Raw genomic sequence first — 18,726 nt, forward strand, 5'->3', positions numbered from 1 at the left:
TCAGCCTTGTTTTGGTGCTGATTTTGCTGCGAACGGCGATCCGAGATCTTCTGCGTCATGCATCTGGCTCGTATCCATGGTGCCCAGCGACTTGTAGCCTTTCACGGCGAGCGCGACGGCATAGGCGGTGAGAGCAAAGCCAATCACAATCGCCGTCAGTACCAGGGCTTGCGGCAGTGGATTGGCGGCATAACTGCCCAACACTTCCGCGTCTTGCCGGATGATCGGCGGCGTGACCGAGCCAAGCCGGCCGGACAGGAAGATCAGCAGGTTGGCCGAGGCGGCGAGCAGGGCGACGCCCAAAATGATCCGCACGATGTTCTGTGCAAGGATCATGTAGATCCCAGCTCCTGCAACGATGGCGATGGTAGCCGCATAAACGTAGATCATGCCGACGCTCCTTGAGTTGAGATGTTGGATTTCGTGACATCGCCAGCGGCAATGGTGGCGTCATCGCCGCCACTGTTTTGCTGTTGAACCCGAATGAGGAAGGCGAGAACGCCGCCGATCACTGTCAGGTAGACACCAATGTCGAAAAGATAGGTGGTGCCAAGCTTCAACGAGGTCACGCCGAGGTTCAGGTTGACCCATTGGTGTGTGAGGAACGACTCGTTGATGATGGCGCCCGGGACACCGGACAGGATGGCCAGGGTCAGACCGATACCCATCCAGGCGACTGGATGCAGGAGCAGTCTCCGGCGTGCGAAGTCGACGCCCAAGGCCAGTGCGAGCACTGCAAACCCTGCTGAGGCAATCAAACCACCGATGAACCCGCCGCCCGGCTCGTTGTGACCGCGGAACAGAACCCACACCGACACGATGAGCATCAGGAAGAAGAACATCCGTGCCGTCGTCTCGAAGATCAAAGACGGCACGGCGCGGTTTGTAGCAACGCCCGCCTTTGCGGTTTTCGATGGTGGATTGCCGCCGGTCAGGACCGCCCAGGCTGCGATGGCCGCGAATGCGACAACGGCAATCTCTCCAAGCGTATCCAGAGCCCGGAAGTCGACCAGGATCACGTTGACCACGTTGCGGCCGAACGCCTCCGATAGACTTGTGACGGCGTAGTATTCGGTGACCGTCGGATTGAACGGCTTGGCCGCAATTGACAGGAGCACGACAAACAACGCACCGGCAAAGACGGTCGACAACAGCGCGTCCCCGGTCCGCAGGTCAAACTTGGAATAGCTGCGCAGCCCATCGGCAATCGCTGGCATCTTGACCAGGACTGCAGAGACGATGACGACCAGAAGTGTCTCGACAAGGAACTGTGTCAGAGCGAGGTCAGGCGCGCCGTTCTTCAAGAAGACCAATGCAATGCCATAGCCCGAAAGCCCCACGCCGACGAGTGAGACAACCATCGAACGGGAGATCGCCGCAACGATGCCCCCAAGTGCGATGAGCGTACAAACAATCAAGAGGTACGGCCGGATTTCATCCGCAGCGAGCGGCGGCAATGTGAGGCCGGCGGCGCCGGCAAAGGTTTCACCGGCGAGCACTGCGTAGGCCAGAGCACCCGTGACCACGGCAATGGTCACAGCGACATAGGTCCGCATCTGACCATTCTGGACTGTGCGTGTTGTGCTCTGCGCAAGGCTGAGGAGACCGCCAAAGATCGCGTCATAGCCCTTTTCAAAGGAAAAGCGATCGATGAACGACAGGCGCAGCATGGCCTCATGGATCGGTGTCCATTTCCAGACGAGAAGGCCGCCAATCAGAACAACCAGAGCGGACAGGCCAAGCATCGGCGTGATGCCATGCCACAGCTCGAAGGACACATAGAAGGGGGCGCCCTGCAGGGCGACAGCCGCCGGTCCGACAATGAAGTACTGCGGGATATCTGCGAACAGGCCGAAGAATACGCCGAGGGCTGCCAGAACAACGGGTCCGGTAGTCATCCCGATCGTTTCGCCATGTTTCGGTTTTTCAGTGTAGGCCGTTGCTTTGCCGAAGAACGGGCGAAGCGCGAAGATACCTGCAATTGCGACCAGCACCGAGTTCACCAGAACCGCAACAAACGTCACGACGGCCGCAAAGGACGAGTCGAGTTTTGCCTCGAAGACATATTCCTTGGCGATGAACCCAACGAACGGCGGCAGGCCGGCCATGGACAAGCTGGCGAGGATTGCCGCGATTGCGGTCAGCGGCAGCAGGCCGAAGAGTGCACCGAGATCCCGGACCCGCGTCGCTCCGGTCGCGTGAATGACAATGCCTGCGCAGAAGAACAGCGCGGCTTTGTAGAGCGAGTGGGCGAGAATGAACCCGGCGATGCCGATCGAGCTTCCGGGGCCCTGAAGGCCGATAAGCGTCACCAGCAGGCCTAGAGAGGCCACTGTCGAATAAGCAAGAATAGCTTTCAAACCATCAGCCCGAAGCGCCATCAGTGCGGCAACCAGCATCGTGGTCAGGCCAACGGCAACCATGATTACGATCACGGTCGGCGAGGCGCTCAAGATCGGGTCGAACCGGGCCAGCAAGAAGATGCCCAGCTTCACCATTGTTGCAGAATGGAGATAAGCGGAAGCCGGTGTCGGCGCCTGCATTGCATTCGGCAGCCAGAAATGGAACGGGAACTGCGCGGACTTGGTGAAGGCACCGATCAGGACCAGGGCGGCAATCACACCGAACCATGTGCTGTCGGTCACCAGGCCTGGGTTGCTTGTGATTTCAAGCAGCGAGAAGGTGCCGGCTTCCATACCCATGATGAGCAGACCGCCGAACAGCGCCAAACCGCCACCGGCGGTGATCACCAGTGACTGCAGTGCCGCCTTGCGTGCTTCAATCGAGGTGGAATTGAAGCCGATGAGCAGGAAGGACAAGAGGCTCGTCATTTCCCAGAAGACGAACATCACGATCACGTTGTCGGACAAAACGGTGCCGAGCATCGCGGCCATGAATAGGAGAATGTAGCTTAGGAAGCGTCCCCGGTCATCCGCAGGTTTTTCTGCAAAATACGACCCTGCATAGAGAACCACCAGGGATCCGATGCCTGTGATCATCAAGGCGAACAACAGGGAAAACCCGTCGAGGCGCACATCGAAGTTGATGCCGAGCGATGGAACCCATTGCACCGTTTGGAGGATTGTCGGAACGCCCTCGCCATACGCCATGACAGGCACGTAAGTCATGAAGGCCACAAACAGGCCTGCAGGCAACAATGCGGCGACGGGGCCGGCAGCCTTGCCGAGCCGCGGCAGGACCAGGAAGCTGAGCGCAGCACCTAGAAAAGCGATCACCAGCAAGCTTGGAATGGCCTCTCCGGGCATCCAGCTGGCGATAGCAGAGCTATCAAGCGTGTTTGAAAACATGTTGGCACCTCAATTGATCGTCTCTAGGACGTTAGCAATTGCAGTGCCATCCGGCCTTATTACGTAAATTCAATAAGTTACGAGTAGTTCTCTGTTGGCAGTGTTCGGGCTTCCGAACACCTTTTTCAAGCTCATGTTCGGAAACCTGAACATGCGTTTCCAACCGTGATATGCGCCGGTGGAATTCCGCTATTCGCTACTCTCAACGCACTCGCTTGCTCAAAGAGGGACCGTTAAACAACGGTTGCCCAGTTTCTGCAGTCCTCTCTGATGAGGGCGCGAAAGCGATCACGTGTTGCACTGTTTCCAGGGTTTCAGAGCCGCCCGCACCATTTGGGCGCATGGCCCTTTGGGCACGCTGGCTCAAGCTTTCAGTCAAATTGAGAAGATTGCTGGCTATGTCTTGTGTCGTATTCCGGTTCATTACGCCCTCCGCGTCTGTGCGGGGCATGGACTGGAACAGAGTTGGATGCAGGCATCTGGCCTGTGGTCACGAATACCATATCGTCCTTCTCCGCCGGAGCACCCCGCCCGGGTTTGAGTTACAGAACGATGGCAGGTCTCCTGACTTGCGGGTCTTAGCTTCCCTGAGCCTTCCCGGGATCACCCAGTGGCCAGTTCAAGGTTGCTCTCCGCTCACAGTTGCGGGGGCAGTCACGGATTTGGCTTTGTTGCTTAAAGCCGCACCGTATTCCCTTTTCATCCCAAGGTGAGCGAGTCACCGCCGGGAACCATCATCATCAGTCTCACCTGCCATATGAAGCGTGTCAACTCGTCCAAACAGGCGGCAGGCGTATGTATTGAAGGCGACGGGAGATCGTCGCCTTCATTGTTCCATGTCGCTCAGCTTGCGTTCTGTTTGCCGAGTGCCTCGAGCAGTGTGCCGAGATTGTGCTGGAACATGGCCTCGTAGCTGGTCGCAGGTCCGCCGCGTTCCGACAGAGCGTCAGAGAACAGACGTCCGCCGATTTCGATGCCGGTTTCATCGGAGATCTGCTGGACAAGCGCCGGGCTGGTGATGTTTTCAACGAAGAGGGCGGCTGCGCCTTGCTCTTTCAGCTGCGCGATCAACACGGCAAGATCCCGCGCGGACGGCTCGGCTTCGGTGTCGATGCCGACCGGTGCGAGGAAGGTCAGGCCGTAAGCGTCGGCGAGATAGCCGAAGGCGTCATGCGCCGTGACGACCGTGCGGCGATCTTCCGGAAGAGCGGCAAGCTTCTTACGGGTTTCCTTGTCGAGCGCTTCCAGCCTTGCAATGTAGGCGTCCGCGTTTGCGGTGAAGCCATCGGCATGCTCGGGCAGGGCCTTGCCCATGGCATCTGCAATGTTGCGCACGTAGATGGCGCCATTTGTCAGGGAGTTCCAGGCATGCGGGTCGGTTTCCCCGTCGACCTTCACCGGAGTGACGCCTTCCGTTGCCACAAAGACGGCTGCCTCCGTGCCGGATTCCTTGATCAAGGTGTCCGACCAGGTTTCAAAGCCGAGGCCGTTGACGAAGATCACATCGGCCTTCGCAACCGCTTTCGCATCGGCGACCGACGGCTGATAGACGTGGGCATCGGCATCCGGACCGACGATCGTGGTCACGCTCGCATAATCGCCCACCACCTGCTCGACCATGTCGCCAAGGATCGAGAAGCTGGCGACGACCTGGATGTCGCCCTGTGCGCTGGCCGGTAGGCTCGCAATCGCCAGCGATGTGGCCACGAAACCTGCGGCCAGGGTTTTCAAAAGGCTCATTGAGTTCTCTCTTCAATGTAGGTTTGTTCGATAGAAGGTATTGTCTTGGGTGACGGTTTGCGCAGGCGGGCGCCGAATCCGAGCGGTCCGAAGAGGGCCGAAATCAGGAAGAAACCGCCGGCCACCAGGACGATGGCAGGCCCCGAGGGAGTCTCGGGAAACAGGTAGGAAAGGGTCAGGCCGATCCAGCAGCTGGCAAGGGCAAAGACGAAACCCAGCACAAGTTGGCCGGTGATCGTGCTTGCCCAATAGCGGGCAGCTGTCGCCGGCAAGATCATCAAGCCGACCGCCATCAAAGTTCCGAGCGTCTTGAAGGCGGCAAGCAGGTTCAGCACCAGAAGCAGCATGAACCCCTGGTCGACCAGCCATGGCCGCCGGGTCTGGGCCTCGAAGAAGATCGGATCGCAGGTGCTGACAATGAGCGGCCGGAGCAGGATTGCAAAGGCGATCAGGGTCACGGTCGCAACACCGCCGACGAGCATCATCGACGCATCGTCAATTCCGAGGATGGAGCCGAACAGGAAGCTCTTCAGCGGTACGGCGGATCCGGCCGCCGACAGAATGAAGATCCCGGCAGCCAGGGCGATAAGATAAAGGGACGCCAGGCTGGCATCGCTGCGCAGGATTGTTTTGCGCGCAAGAAGCGCGGTCAGGATCGCAACGCCGACGCCGGCTACGAGCCCACCGACCAGCAAAGACACCACAGACAAACCGGCGGTGACAAAGCCGATGACGATGCCGGGCGTGATCGCATGCGCCATGGCTTCTCCGGCAAGGGATAGCCGCCGCAGGACCAAAAATGCTCCGATCGGAGCAACAGAGGCCGAAAGGACGGTGGTCGCGACAAAGGCACGCCGCATGAAGACGAAGTCCCACATCTCCGAAAAAAGTTCAAACATGGGCAGCCTCCCTCCGTTGGGCGTTGCCCCGGAACATCCAAGAGGCCTGGCTTTCGGACATGTACCCCTGGGCAACGAGCCGGTCTGGCGTCAAAACCTCTTCAACCGTCCCCTGAGTTGCCATCCCACCGCCCAGAAGCAGGGCATGGCTGCAGTGATCGAGAACAGAGGACAGGTCATGCACAACAAGCACGACCGCCCGGCCTTCGGCGCGCCAGCGATCGATGATCGAAAGGAGGTGCGCTTCGGTGCTTTGGTCAACCGCAGCAAAAGGTTCATCGAGCAGGATCAAGGGAGCGTCCTGCAGGATCACGCGGGCAAACAAGGCCCGCTGCAGTTGCCCGCCGGACAGCGTGTGGAGCGATCGGTCTGCCAGATCCAGAATGCCGGCTTCCTCAAGCGCTGCTGCCACCCGGTTCCGCCCCGTGCGGCCAAGGCCTGACCAAAGGCCAAACCCGCGCCAGGCGCCCATGGCTGCAAGATCCCGGACGCGGATCGGGAATCTACGGTCAAATTCGGTCAATTGTGCCAGATAGCCGACTTCCTGCGGGCGCCCGGCCGGCCAGGTGACACGGCCGGCAAGGGGATCCATCAACCCAAGCAGCATCTTGACGAAGGTGCTCTTGCCCGAGCCGTTGGCGCCGAGTACCGCCAGGGTGGTTCCGGCTTGAATGTCCAACGATAAATGCTTGAACAACGTCAGCTCGGGATATCCCAGAGCAAGATTCCGGATTTCGACAACTGCCGTCATCAAAGCACCGCCAGAATTGCAAGCCAGAGCGCGGCGGACAGACCGGCAGCACCGCCGATGAGGGCCGGCAGGCTCATTTCCGTCAGGCACGGAAACCGGCTCGCCGGAAGCGCCTTTGAAGCAGCGCGCCGGGTCATCGGGACAACTCGCGATGTTTGGAGATGGTGGGGATCAGCTCGGGTGCAATGACCCGGTTATCGCCGTGGGCTGGAAAATTGTTTCGAATCGCAATCGGGCGCATCGCCACCTCCGATGAGACGGGGGCATGGCGAGACCATATTGTCGAACGGCAGTGTCGGCCGCGTGGCACATTGGCTTCTCCCTCCGGGACACCCCGCCCGGGTTGTTGTGGTTGCGATGGCAGGTCTCCTGACTCGCGGGTCGAAGCTTCCCCGTACCTTCCCGGGCCATGCGATCATGGGCCCAGTGGCGTCGTTCGGGGTCGCTCTCCGCTCACAGTTGCGGGGGCAGTCACGGATTAGGCGCCCTTGCGGCTCTTCCTCACCGTGTTCCCTTTTCATCCCGCAGCGATTTCGTTCCGCGGGAACCATCAGCGCTCAGACTATTTGTGCAGACGCGAATGATCAATACGGAATTTATCTTATTCAGCGGGACCTTACAGGTCACTGAATAGGGCGTGCAAAAACCAAGGAAGAACGTGTTAGACATGCGAGTTGGTGCCGTCAGGCATCGCCCTGCAACAAAGCCTCGGCCTCAATTTCCACCTTGTGATCGCCGATCAATCCGGCAACGACCACAAGTGTGTTTGCCGGCTTGATGTCCGAGAAAACGCGGCCATGGGCGCGGGAGATGTCGAACACATCGGCCTCATCCGTGATAAAGATGCGTGTTCGAACAACATCATTTGCAGTCGCGCCAAGCGCTGAAAGCGCGGCGAGGATCTTGTCGAGAATGAAGGTGGTCTGTGCGGCGGCGTCTTCTGGCGCAACGGCCCGGGACGCGCCGGCCACCGCGGTCGTGCCCGAGACAAGAATGCGGTTGCCGATCCGATGGGCCCGGCAATATCCGGCAATCTCCTCCCAGTCGGATCCTGTCAAAACATGAGTTGCATCCGGACGGTGAGGTGCCGGGGCTGCCGCATGAGCACGCGGCATTTCAGACAGGTGATGACTGAGATCACCGGAGGCCGTTAGAAATGGCGGTCGGCGGTATTCATCGCCGCAGTCCCCCGGGACCGGTGTTGTCTGTGAAAAAGCCTTGCCCAACCGCGTGTTGTCTTCTTCATCGAGGGCGAAGGAGAACAGCTTTGCATTGTCTGCCATATGCTCGCTTTCACCTAGCCGGGCACCGACAATCACACCGGCGACTGCCGATTGCTCCAAAACCCAGCGCGTCGCCACGTTGGCGAGTGAGACATCGTGTTTTTGCGCTATGGAATTGGCTGCTTTCAATATCGCCTGAAATCCGTCCCAGCCACCGGCAGCGTCGATGAAGCGCTTGTACTTCATTTTCGACCAGTCGGTGATGTCTGCAGGTTCAGGTTTGCCGAGCCAGCGATCCGACAGGAAGCCGCCACACAACGTGCCGTAACCAAGCAACCGGACGTCTCTTTCCGCACACAGATCGGACAAGGGGCCAAGCGCCCGCCGGTCGATCATGGAAAACGAAACCTGATTGCTGACAAGCGGAATGCCGTCCGACAGCGCAAGGCGCAGGTGCGCGGCATCGAAATTGGTGACGCCGAGTGCCCTGATCAGGCCCTCGTCCTTCAGTTTTGTCATTTCATGAAGGGCGTCCAGCCAGGCCGGGTGTTCAAAACTCCACCAATGAAACTGTAGGAGATCAACGCAGTCCGTGCCCAGCCGGTCGAGCCGTTCCTGAACGCCTGCGCGCACGACGTCGGCCGTCATCGGGCCCGGTTCCGGACACCATTTGGTGAAGACCTGGGGGCGGTTCTGTCCATCATGGCGCGCGAGCAATCGCCCGGAGATGATCTCAGCGCTGCCATAGTGATCGGCCATGTCGAAGGTGGAAAATCCGGCCTTCAGATAGGCTTCCAGGTGATCCGCACCTTTTTCCGGGTCGAGTTCCGAACCGTTCTTTTCGATATCGGCGACCTGCCAGAGGCCTGTCAAAACACGGCTGATTTCCAGGCCGTCAGCTAGGATCTGGCGCGGCGGATGGAGGGTCATGACTGGATCCTTCAGTTTTCCGGCAGGAGCAGCTTGAAACTGCGTTCAATGTCCAGGGCAAGAGCCTTTTGCGCGGCTGCCCGGTCTTTGGCACGCAATGCTGCGATGATCTCTTCGTGATGGATGTGTTCCGGGATTTCTGAGGCGGCCTTTTCCTGAACGACGAGGTTCAAAAAAGCTCCGTACTGGAGCCACAACGCCTCAACGAGCGGCAGGATGACCCGGGATCGGGACTGCCGGTAAAGGGTAAAGTGAAATTCATAGTTTTGGGTGAGGTCCGGTAACTCGCCTTCGGGCCGCGACCGGGCAATGATTGCAGCAAGAGCATCGATCGCAGCGTCATCCATGTGGTCGATGGCTTCGTCGAGCAGGATTGCCTCAAGAGCCAAACGGGCGGACTTCAGCTCACGCATGCGGTCGGCATCGAAAGGCGGCACTTCTAGTGTCCGGCTGGGCGTATCCACCAACGCCCCCTCAGCCACGAGACGGCGTACGGCTTCCCGCACCGGCGTCATTGAGGTGCCGAGCTGATCAGCCAGTGTGCGCAGGCTTACACTTTCCCCCGGAGCAAAAACGCCGCGCGTGAAAGCGTCACGCAACTCTTCATAGACGCTTTCCCTCAGTTTCGACTGATCGATCCTGGCAATCTTTGGCTCGTTCATCCCTGTGCCTTTGGCCGCGTAGGCTTCTTGTCTTGACAATCCGGTTTTGAGACATGGTATAAAATATCACAGATCACAAGCAAGGCGCCAAAACAAAAAAGTGGGGAGCGCGGTGGCGGAAGATTTAGACGGGTCGGACTGTGTTGAAGCGGCAGAGGCTGGCGACGGCTTCTGGCTCTATGACTTGAAAGTCGAGACGGTTCTGGACGGTCGAACACCTGTGTGTCGGCATGTCGAAGGCGAGAGTTTCGCGGTCGAGGGGGAAGCGCTGGTCTTCAACGAGGGGCAGCGGGTGTCTATGTACGCGCTCGCTGCCGTGTTGCCGCTCCTTCCTGCAAAACAACGCCCCACAAGTCCAAACGACTGGATGAGCACGGATGCGGAAGTTGCCTGTCCAGATCCGCATTGCGGCGGGCGGTTCCGGATCACACGGACGAAAAAGCGTTGGTTCAGCCATTCAGAGACAACCGGACTACCCGATCAGCGCAGCACACCTTACTGGCAGAAAGACGAGGCGGAATGACAGCTGAAACCGCAGACCTCCGGCCTGGGTATGCCATTTCCCGCGTTATCAAGGGCGGTTGGCAACTTGCCGGCGATCATGGCCCGGTGGAGCCTGCTACCGCTATTGCGGATATGGAAGCCTTTCTTGACGCAGGGATCACATCCTTCGACTGCGCAGATATTTACACCGGCGTGGAAGAGATGATTGGCAGCTTCATCTCAGATGTTCGTAAGCGGCGTGGGGCAGAGATTGTGGATCGGGTGCAGGTTCACACCAAACTGGTGCCGGATCTGGAGAGGCTTGCCGAACTCACGGCAGACGAGGTCGAAGCGATTGTCGACCGGTCGCTCCAGCGTTTGAAAATCGACCGTTTGCATCTGGTGCAGTTCTACTGGTGGGATACGTCGATCGGTGCGCCGGTCAAGGCGATGGAGACGCTCAAGCGCTGTCAGGAAAAAGGCAAGATCGCCCATCTTGGGGTCACCAACTGGGACGTCAAGGAAACTGCGCCTTATCTGGATGCTGGAATCGATCTGGTTTCGACACAGGTGCAGTACTCTGTGCTAGACCGACGCGCTGCCAAGGTCCTGGCGCCATGGGGAGCGGCTCATGATGTCCAGCTTCTATGTTATGGCACGTTGGCCGGCGGGTTCTTGACTGAAAACTGGCTCGGAAAGCCCGACCCGGGATTTCAGTTCGAAAACCGCTCCCTGATCAAATACCGCCTTATCATTGATGAATTTGGAACCTGGGACGGGTTTCAAACCCTGCTTCTTTTGCTCAATGACATTGGACGTCGTCACAGTGTGTCCTTGAGCTCAGTTGCGACCCGCTGGGTGTTGCAGCAGTCCCAGGTCGCAGCGGCCATTGTCGGCGCGCGCTATGCACGCCACTTGCCGAAAACCCTGGAAGTCTTCCAATTTGAGCTGGATGCAGAGGATCTCTCGCGCATTGACGCACTGCTGCAAACGGCGCCGGGCCCACAAGGTGACGTGTTTGGGCTGGAACGAGACCGGAACGGCCGTCATGGGCGGATCATGAAATACAATCTTAACACCCGCCCGGACGATGCCGTGTTGGGGGCGGTCAATGGGTGAGCCGATCCTTAGACTGGCGGACGTCTCGCGCGCCTTCGGCGATTTTCTTGCTGTGGATGGGGTGTCGCTGGATATCCGGAGCGGGTCGATCACTGGTCTTATTGGCCCAAATGGTGCCGGTAAGTCGACACTTTTCAACGTCGTCGCCGGAGACCTGGCGCCAAGTGCCGGCCGGGTGGTGTTTGATGGTCAGGACATTTCGAGCCTTGCGCCGGAACGCCGTTTCGCCGCCGGTCTTGGCAGGACCTTTCAGATCCCGCGCCCTTTCAAGCGGATGAGTGTTCTGGAAAATGTCATGCTTGCGCCGCTGGATCAAAGCGGTGAGTGGCTGCTGGCTCCGGTTTTTGGCCGTGCCCGGATCCGCCGGGAGGAAGCAGCCATTCGAAAGCGCGCCCTCGAAGTGCTCGACTTCGTGACACTCCGTCCGCTCGCGGACCAGCCGGCCGGCAAGATATCGGGCGGTCAGATGAAGCTGCTGGAATTGGCCCGTGTCCTGATGGGCGATCCGAAACTGATCCTCTTGGACGAACCGGCTGCAGGGGTGAACCCGGCACTCACGGAAGTTCTGATCGGCAAAATCGAAGAGCTCAACCGGTCTGGAAAAACCTTCCTCATCATTGAACACGATATGGATTTCGTGATGCGCCACTGCGATCCGGTAATCGCCCTTGCCGAGGGACGAGTGGTCTTTGAAGGTTCGGCAGAAGAAGCACAGTCCAATCCTGTTCTACTGGACGCATATCTTGGAGCGCCGGTCGATGCCTGATGCTGTGCTTTCCGTCGACAATTTGACTGCCGGCTACGTTCCGGATTTGCCGATCTTGCGGGACGTGTCCGTGACTGCCGAACAGGAAAAACTGACGGTCATTATCGGCCCCAACGGGGCAGGAAAGTCGACCTTGATCAAGGCAGTTATCGGCCTTTTGCCGGTTTCCAGCGGAAGTATCACAGCCAACGGTCAAGACATCACAGGCCTATCTCCTGATCGCATGACAAGCGTGGGCATTGCTTATGTTCCGCAAACGGACAATGTGTTCAGGACGCTGACAATCCGCCAGAACCTTGATCTGGCTTTGCAAAGACACGCGCACGCTGCGGAAAGGCTCTCACAACTTTACGAGCGTTTTCCGGTTCTTGCAGAGAAGCAGCGCGACAAGGCGGGGTCTTTGTCCGGCGGGCAGCGGCAGTTCCTCGCTGTCGCCATGGCATTGGCAGCAGATCCAGTTTTGATCCTGATGGACGAACCATCGGCGGGCCTTTCACCCAAGGCTGCCGAAGAGGTGCTCGATCATGCCAAACAACTTACGAGCTTCGGCGTGACCATTTTGCTGGTTGAGCAGAACGTCAAACAGGCTCTGAAACGGGCCGATCATTGTTATGTGCTCGCCGAGGGCCGAAACCAGATTGACGGGTCCGCAACGGATCTCTTGCAGGACCCGGCGCTCGGCCGGATTTATCTCGGCGGGGAAAGGCGGGTGCCGGCATGATCCAGCATCTTGTCGACGGTATCCTGGTCGGATCGTTCCTGTCGCTTGGCGCGATTGGTTTGACAATGGCCATGCACATCCTGCGCTTCGCGAATTTCTCTCACGCCGAGCTTTTGTCGATCGGCGCTTACTGCGCTTTGGTTTTTGACAAGGTTTTCGAGAGCCTCTTGCCGATCTTGGCCACGAAAATCGGTCCGCTGTCCATGACAGGTGCACTCGCCATTTCGATCGTCTTGTCGATGGCGATCACCGGGCTGTCCGCTGTCCTGATCGACCGGTTCATCTTTCAGCGGGTCCGGCAAAAGGGTGAAGAGCTCTCCATGGTGTTTGCATCCTTTGGCATGGCGCTCATCATCCGTAATATCATCGGTCTGGTGTTTGGCCTGTCGGCGGAGCTCTATTCCAAGGACATTGCCTTCGCGATGATCCTCTCGCGGGATCCGTTGCTTCTCGTCAAACCGGATCAGGTCTTTGTGCTGATTGCGGCTTTGATCCTGATGTTTGCCCTTCACCTTGTCTTGTCGCGGACAACATTTGGCTTTTCCCTGCGCGCGGTCGCCGAAAACCCGAGCCTTGCTCAGGTGCACGGGGTCAATCTCAAACGCATGATCGCTGCTGTCTGGATAATTGGCGGCGGGCTCGGTGCGGTTGCCGGGATCTTCTATGGCCTCAGCTACCAAATCACGCCCGTCATGGGCCGGGATCTGGTCCTACCTATCTTTGCTGCGACCATTGTCGGTGGCATCGGCAGCGTTTACGGCGCTGTGCTCGGTGGGTTCATTGTCGGCATAGCATCAAACCTCGCGTTGGTGATCCTGCCATCCGGGTACAGCCCCTCAGTGCCTTTTCTTATGATTCTGGCTGTCCTTCTGGTGCGCCCAAACGGTTTGTTTGGGGAGGCGCGGGCATGATCGGCGTCATTTCTTATCTAGTGTTCTTTTCAACCGTTGCCGGGATCCTCGCGATTGCTGTGTTGGGATTGAACCTTCAGTGGGGCAATACGGGCCTGTTCAACGGCGGTGTTGTTGCCTCCTTCGGGGCAGGAGCCTACGGAACACTGATCCTTGGTGGCACGCCTCAAGATGGGCATTTGGGTGGTTTCGAGCTCTTTTATCCGCTCGCGCTCCTTGGCGGCATGATCTTCGCCGGTGTGTTGGCCTGGGTGGTCGGCAAACTCACCTTGCGTCTCCGGCATGACTATCTCGCGATCGCAACGTTCGGGGTGGCGGTTGCCTTTGAAAATGTCATGCGCAATGCAACGGCCGTTACCGGTGGGGCTCAGGGGATCAGAGGGTTCGAACGGCCGCTTCAAAGCCTTATTGGGAGTGGCTTCACCTATAATGTGGTGTTCCTCATCGCCGTTCTGATTTGCCTTACCCTCGTCTATGTCTTTCTGGAGCGCCTTACGGTTTCCCCTTTCGGACGTTTGCTCCGGGCTATCCGGGAGGATGAAACCGCAGCCCGGTCTCTCGGCAAGTCCCCCGATAAGGTGCGGCTTGCAGCCTTCGTCACCGGATCCGTGATTATCGGGTTGGCGGGTTCGCTTTACGGAACATTCTATGCCTTTGTCAGCCCGCAGGATGTTTTGCCGATCCTGACGTTTCAGATCTGGGCGATGCTGATTGTCGGCGGGGCTGGTAACAACAAGGGGGCAATGGCAGGAGCATTTTTGATTTGGGGTTCCTGGACGTTCTCAGGCTGGGCCCTGTCCCGCTTTGCGCCCGTCGAGGTTCAACTTTACACCGGTTCGATCCAGTTCGTTCTGATCGGCATGGTGATTGTCGGCATGCTGCTTTGGAGACCACAAGGTCTGTTCCCCGAGCGGCTGGTCGTTTCGCAACCCGGAGGAGGACGCCGGGGAAAGACACAAGCAGAGGGACTAACATGAAGAAAGCACTAGTTTTTGCCGCAGTTGCAGCGGGCATGACGACGCTGAGTACGGGCGTTCAGGCTCAGGACTGCACCACAAAAATCGGCGCCGCATTGCCGACATCCGTCGACTGGGGACGGCCAATTGCCGAAGTGGCGCAATTTGCCGTTGATCAGGTCAATGAAGCGGGTGGCGCTGCTGGCTGTTCCATCGAAATGGTCTTGCGCGACACCCAGGTGGACCCGAAGGTTGGCGTCGATGCAGCGAAGGCGCTCGTTGATCTGGAAGGTATCAAGGTTCTGCTCGGTGCCGTCTCCTCCGGGGTTTCCATGCCGATCCTGACCTCGGTCACGGTACCTGCCGGTGTCATGCAGATGTCCTGCTGTTCTTCTTCCACGGCGTTCACCAAGCTGTCAGAGGAAGGCAAGACCAACGGGCTCTGGTTCCGGACCTTTGCAACCACCGGCGTGCAATCTGCAATAGGCGCGAAGGTGGCTGCAGATAAGGGCTGGAAGTCTGTCGCCATTCTCTACAAGAACGATGACTGGGGCCAGGACATGTCCCGTCTGATCGCAGCAGACTTCGCAGCCGCGGGTATTGAAGTGACAGCGAATGTTGCAATCAATGACGCTCAGCCGTCGTATCGGGCCGAAGTCACCGAAGCTCTGACGAGCCAGCCGGATGCGCTTTACCTCGCGCTGTATCCAACGGAAGGTAAGTCGGCGGTTCGTGAGTGGATTTCGCTTGGTGGGACACAGAACATGATCTTGGCGAACTCTCTGAAATCCGATGAGTTCCGGGACAGCGTCGGGCTGCAGTACCTCGGAAATGCCCTCGGTACAGATACCGCGTCGCCGCGTGTCGAGAGCGCGGATGCTTTCAAGGCGGCTTATGAAGCGAAATTCGGATCACAGCCGAACGGCCCGGGTCTGGCAAACAGTTTTGACGCAGCAATGATCGCCTTGCTTGCGATGGAAGCGGCCGGCAAGGATGCTTCCGGTGCCGACATCGCTGCAGCGGTTGTCAAGGTGACGGATCCGAATGGCACGGCGATCACTGCAGATACCGCCGGGTTCAAGGCCGCAAAAACCACGCTCGCGGAGGGCGGCACCGTGATGTACCAGGGCGCGACTGGGAATGTCCGCTTTGATGCCAATGGAGACGTCTCCGCACCGGCAGTCGTTTGGAAGTTCACCGACAGCGGAACGGAAGAAGTTGAATATCTGTCCCTGACCGAAGTGGATGCTTTCATTGCATCCTTGAAGAAATAAGGTTTTCCAAATGTGAAGTTCGAAGCCAGGCTGCCCGGTGCAGCCTGGCTTTTTTTGATGCCGGTCTCGTCAAGTTGCCAATACGGTGTTCACTGCTGCTTTGGTTGCGCTCACGACTGTGTCGACCTCAGCCTGGTTTATGCAAAGCGGCGGCGCAAATCCGAGAATGTCGCCTTGCGGCATGGCTCGGGAAATGACGCCATGTTTCAAGAGCTCACCGGCAAGAGTTGGGCCGATCTTTCGCGCCGGATCAAAGAATGTCCTTGAAAATCTGTCTTCGACAAACTCAATCGCCATAAGAAGGCCTTCGCCGCGAATATCGCCGACATTGGGATGATCACCGAGGGCATCTTGAAGGGCAGCCTTCATGTAAGTGCCCATTACTGTTGCATTCTTTACGAGGCCAAGGCTGTCGACCAGTTCCAAATTTGCGATACCTGCGGCCGCTCCAATCGGATGCGCGGAATAGGTCCAGCCGTGGCCGATCGGTCCGTTTTCATCCGTACCTTGCTCCAGGACTTTCCAGACCTTGTCGGACACTATGGAGCCGGACAATGGCGCGTAGGCGGACGTCAAACCTTTGGCAATCGTGATGATGTCAGCTTCGATGGTGTAGTGTTCGGAACCAAACATCGATCCAAGCCTGCCGAAGCCGGTGACGACTTCATCAGCAATCAAAAGAATGTCGTGTTTCTTCAAGATCGGCTGGATGGCCTCCCAATAGCCCTGCGGCGGCGGCACAAGTCCGCCTGTTCCGAGCGCGGGTTCGCCGATGAAAGCGGCAATTGTTTCCGGGCCTTCCCGCTCGATCATGGCTTCCAGTTCTGAAGCACAATGGGCCACGAACTCCGCTTCGCTCATGGCTGTGTCGGGGCGGCGGAAATAATAAGGAGCCTCCGTGTGAAGGACTTGCGCCAGGGGCAGATCAAACTTCTTGTGAAAGAGCTCCAGACCGGTCAGCGACCCTGTCATCAGGCCAGAGCCATGATACCCGCGCCATCGCGATATGATCTTCTTCTTTTCTGGCCGGCCCAAGATATTGTTGTAATACCAGACCAGCTTGATGTTGGTCTCGTTGGCATCGGAGCCGCCCAGACCGAAGTAAACCTTCGACATGTTGTCGGGTGCACGGTCGAGGATCATCTTGGACAACGTGATCGAGGCTTCCGTGCCGTGACCGACATAGGAATGGTAGTAGGCCAGCTTCTTGGCTTGTTCCGCAATTGCATCTGAGATTTCAGATCGGCCGTATCCAACGTTTACGCAGTAAAGTCCGGCAAACGCATCAAGCAGTTTGGTGCCGTTGCGATCCTCGATATAGACCCCTGAACCGGTTTCTACGACCCGGCTTGGCGCTTCACCGCGCGCGTGTTGGGCGAGGTGCGTTGAGGGGTGAAAGAAGTTTTCACGATCCCATTGATCAAGCGTGTCGTTGCGCAGCATCTTAGTCCTCATTTCTTTGAAGTTTTACGCCCAGTCACGGCAGACGTATTTGATGTCCATGAATTCGGCCATGCCCATGCGCGCACCCTCGCGGCCAATGCCGGATTGCTTCATCCCGCCAAAGGGAATGGGTGCGCCGGTCACCTTGGTGCGGTTGATTGCAACCATCCCGAATTGGAGTTGCCGGCTCGCCCGGTAGATCCGGCGAGGATCGCTGGTGTGGACATAAGCAATCAGCCCGTAGTCGGTCGCATTCGCGCGGGCGATGACGTCGTCTTCATCGTCAAAGGGGCAGATCGCGGCGACCGGACCGAAAGTTTCTTCCCGCATGATTAGGGCGTTAGCCGGAACGTCCTTCAACACGGTTGGTTGGAAAAAGAGGTCTCCCGCAGGATGGCGTCCACCGCCACATAAGACTTCGGCACCGGTCTCCAGTGCATCGGCAATATGTGCTTCCTGTTTGTTGACAGCAGCCCGGTTCATCAAAGGGCCGATGTCGGGATCCGTGATGCCAGGTCCGACGCAGAGATGCTGCGTCCGCGCTGCGAAACCCTGACAGAATGCGTCGTAGATGGGTCGTTCCACGAAGAACCGGTTGGCGCCGAGACAGTCTTGTCCGGATGTTGCGAATTTCGCTTTGATCGCTTCATCAATGGCCCGGTCGAGGTCGCAGTCGGCGAAGACCAGAAAGGGGGCATGTCCCCCAAGTTCCAGAACGAGTTTTTTGACTGTGTCTGCGCTTTGCCGGTAGAGCAGCCGGCCGACTTCCGTTGAGCCTGTAAAGGAGACGACCCGAACGCGGGTGTCATCCATCCAGGCAGCGACAATCGTCTCCGGTTTCCCTGTTATCACGTTAAAGACCCCGGCCGGAAAACCTGCCCGTTCAGCAAGTTCGGCCAAGGCGAGTGCTGAGTAAGGTGTTTCACACGACGGGTGAACGAGGACCGGGCACCCTGCGGCCAAAGCTGCCGCAGCCTTTCGCGTGATCATTGCGTGCGGGAAGTTCCAGGGCGTGATCAGCGCGGCAACACCAGCCGGTTCCATCCAGAGTTCCACTTCTGCATCCGGCAGATGGGACGTGATCCCTTCAATGTTTGGGCGTTTTGCTTCTTCTGCATAAAACTCGACAAAGGATGCACCATAGTCGATCTCACCACGTGCTTCCGACAGAGGCTTCCCCTGCTCCAGTGTCATGAGCTGAGCCAGATCTTCCTTGTTCTCGATGATCAGCTCGAACCAGCGGCGCAAAATGCGCGCGCGATCTTGCGGCATGAGCGCAGCCCAGCCCGGAAACGCTCTCGTCGCGGCGTCGACCGCAGCGGCGCTATCTCCAGCGGTCAGTTGGGCAACATCCCCGATAACTGCTCCAGTTGCCGGATCGGATACCTCAAAAGCAGCGTTGTCCGCGCCTGCCACCCAGTGCCCATCGACATAGGAAAAGGAGCGCAAGAGGCGCATGTCGGCCAAATTCGCTGAAGCTGGTTCGTGCTGCAGAGCTAGGGTCATCGTTCTGGTCTCCGATTGCGTGAGCAAACGTTAG

The 18,726-nt window shown here is 58.3% G+C and carries 17 protein-coding genes and 2 riboswitches; of the genes, 7 read left to right on the forward strand and 10 right to left on the reverse strand.

Going from position 1 to position 18,726, the window contains the following annotated elements; all coding sequences use genetic code 11:
* The 8 genes from ACVDG4_RS19235 to ACVDG4_RS19270 form a co-directional block, all read right to left on the reverse strand.
* Nucleotides 1-390, reverse strand: coding sequence for an NADH-quinone oxidoreductase subunit K (locus ACVDG4_RS19235; protein ID WP_209172494.1), 390 nt, complete (start codon nucleotides 388-390; stop codon nucleotides 1-3).
* Nucleotides 387-3,308 carry a hydrogen gas-evolving membrane-bound hydrogenase subunit E gene (gene mbhE, locus ACVDG4_RS19240; RefSeq protein WP_447236293.1) on the reverse strand — a complete coding sequence of 974 codons (2,922 nt, stop codon included), beginning with the start codon at nucleotides 3,306-3,308 and terminating at the stop codon, nucleotides 387-389. Before mbhE ends, ACVDG4_RS19235 begins: the two co-directional genes overlap by 4 nt.
* A gap of 537 nt (nucleotides 3,309-3,845) precedes the next feature.
* Nucleotides 3,846-4,059: riboswitch (cobalamin riboswitch) on the reverse strand.
* Nucleotides 4,060-4,151: 92 nt separating this feature from the next.
* Nucleotides 4,152-5,048 carry a metal ABC transporter solute-binding protein, Zn/Mn family gene (locus ACVDG4_RS19245; protein WP_447236294.1) on the reverse strand — a complete coding sequence of 299 codons (897 nt, stop codon included), beginning with the start codon at nucleotides 5,046-5,048 and terminating at the stop codon, nucleotides 4,152-4,154.
* The gene (locus ACVDG4_RS19250) at nucleotides 5,045-5,947 is read right to left on the reverse strand and encodes a metal ABC transporter permease (RefSeq protein ID WP_447236295.1); all 903 of its coding nucleotides are present in this window, start codon (nucleotides 5,945-5,947) and stop codon (nucleotides 5,045-5,047) included. The genes ACVDG4_RS19245 and ACVDG4_RS19250 overlap by 4 nt, the downstream gene beginning before the upstream one ends.
* Nucleotides 5,940-6,698, reverse strand: coding sequence for a metal ABC transporter ATP-binding protein (locus tag ACVDG4_RS19255; protein WP_447236296.1), 759 nt, complete (start codon nucleotides 6,696-6,698; stop codon nucleotides 5,940-5,942). Before ACVDG4_RS19255 ends, ACVDG4_RS19250 begins: the two co-directional genes overlap by 8 nt.
* A complete protein-coding gene (locus tag ACVDG4_RS19260) occupies nucleotides 6,698-6,835 on the reverse strand; it encodes a hypothetical protein (protein WP_428528426.1) in 138 nt (45 codons plus the stop codon). The genes ACVDG4_RS19255 and ACVDG4_RS19260 overlap by 1 nt, the downstream gene beginning before the upstream one ends.
* A gap of 205 nt (nucleotides 6,836-7,040) precedes the next feature.
* Nucleotides 7,041-7,265, reverse strand: a riboswitch (cobalamin riboswitch).
* A gap of 116 nt (nucleotides 7,266-7,381) precedes the next feature.
* Nucleotides 7,382-8,851 (reverse strand): aldo/keto reductase, encoded by a 1,470-nt coding sequence (locus ACVDG4_RS19265; protein WP_447236297.1) that lies wholly within the window; start codon nucleotides 8,849-8,851, stop codon nucleotides 7,382-7,384.
* 11 nt (nucleotides 8,852-8,862) lie between these two features.
* A complete protein-coding gene (locus ACVDG4_RS19270; RefSeq protein WP_447236298.1) occupies nucleotides 8,863-9,513 on the reverse strand; it encodes a GntR family transcriptional regulator in 651 nt (216 codons plus the stop codon).
* 112 nt (nucleotides 9,514-9,625) lie between these two features.
* Here ACVDG4_RS19270 and ACVDG4_RS19275 point away from each other — a divergent pair, with 112 nt between their 5' ends.
* Genes ACVDG4_RS19275 through ACVDG4_RS19305 form a run of 7 tightly spaced genes read left to right on the forward strand, consistent with a single transcriptional unit; the run spans nucleotide 9,626 to nucleotide 15,743 of the window.
* Nucleotides 9,626-10,036: a TIGR04076 family protein gene (locus ACVDG4_RS19275; protein WP_447236299.1), complete on the forward strand. Its 411-nt coding sequence runs from the start codon at nucleotides 9,626-9,628 to the stop codon at nucleotides 10,034-10,036.
* Nucleotides 10,033-11,115 (forward strand): aldo/keto reductase, encoded by a 1,083-nt coding sequence (locus tag ACVDG4_RS19280; protein WP_447236300.1) that lies wholly within the window; start codon nucleotides 10,033-10,035, stop codon nucleotides 11,113-11,115. The genes ACVDG4_RS19275 and ACVDG4_RS19280 overlap by 4 nt, the downstream gene beginning before the upstream one ends.
* On the forward strand, nucleotides 11,108-11,881 hold the full coding sequence (locus tag ACVDG4_RS19285; RefSeq protein ID WP_447236301.1) for an ABC transporter ATP-binding protein: 774 nt from the start codon (nucleotides 11,108-11,110) through the stop codon (nucleotides 11,879-11,881). The genes ACVDG4_RS19280 and ACVDG4_RS19285 overlap by 8 nt, the downstream gene beginning before the upstream one ends.
* Nucleotides 11,874-12,602 (forward strand): ABC transporter ATP-binding protein, encoded by a 729-nt coding sequence (locus ACVDG4_RS19290; RefSeq protein WP_447236302.1) that lies wholly within the window; start codon nucleotides 11,874-11,876, stop codon nucleotides 12,600-12,602. The genes ACVDG4_RS19285 and ACVDG4_RS19290 overlap by 8 nt, the downstream gene beginning before the upstream one ends.
* Complete coding sequence (locus tag ACVDG4_RS19295) at nucleotides 12,599-13,513, forward strand: branched-chain amino acid ABC transporter permease (RefSeq protein ID WP_447236303.1); 915 nt, start codon at nucleotides 12,599-12,601, stop codon at nucleotides 13,511-13,513. The genes ACVDG4_RS19290 and ACVDG4_RS19295 overlap by 4 nt, the downstream gene beginning before the upstream one ends.
* Complete coding sequence (locus tag ACVDG4_RS19300; RefSeq protein ID WP_447236304.1) at nucleotides 13,510-14,490, forward strand: branched-chain amino acid ABC transporter permease; 981 nt, start codon at nucleotides 13,510-13,512, stop codon at nucleotides 14,488-14,490. The genes ACVDG4_RS19295 and ACVDG4_RS19300 overlap by 4 nt, the downstream gene beginning before the upstream one ends.
* On the forward strand, nucleotides 14,487-15,743 hold the full coding sequence (locus ACVDG4_RS19305) for an ABC transporter substrate-binding protein (protein WP_447236305.1): 1,257 nt from the start codon (nucleotides 14,487-14,489) through the stop codon (nucleotides 15,741-15,743). Before ACVDG4_RS19300 ends, ACVDG4_RS19305 begins: the two co-directional genes overlap by 4 nt.
* Nucleotides 15,744-15,812: 69 nt before the next feature.
* On the opposite strand, the gene ACVDG4_RS19310 is transcribed toward ACVDG4_RS19305, so the two are convergent.
* Nucleotides 15,813-17,186: an aspartate aminotransferase family protein gene (locus tag ACVDG4_RS19310; protein WP_447236306.1), complete on the reverse strand. Its 1,374-nt coding sequence runs from the start codon at nucleotides 17,184-17,186 to the stop codon at nucleotides 15,813-15,815.
* 24 nt (nucleotides 17,187-17,210) lie between these two features.
* A complete protein-coding gene (locus ACVDG4_RS19315; protein WP_447236307.1) occupies nucleotides 17,211-18,692 on the reverse strand; it encodes an NAD-dependent succinate-semialdehyde dehydrogenase in 1,482 nt (493 codons plus the stop codon).
* Nucleotides 18,693-18,726: the final 34 nt, after the last annotated feature.

The sequence above is a fragment of the Roseibium sp. MB-4 genome, from assembly GCF_053005265.1.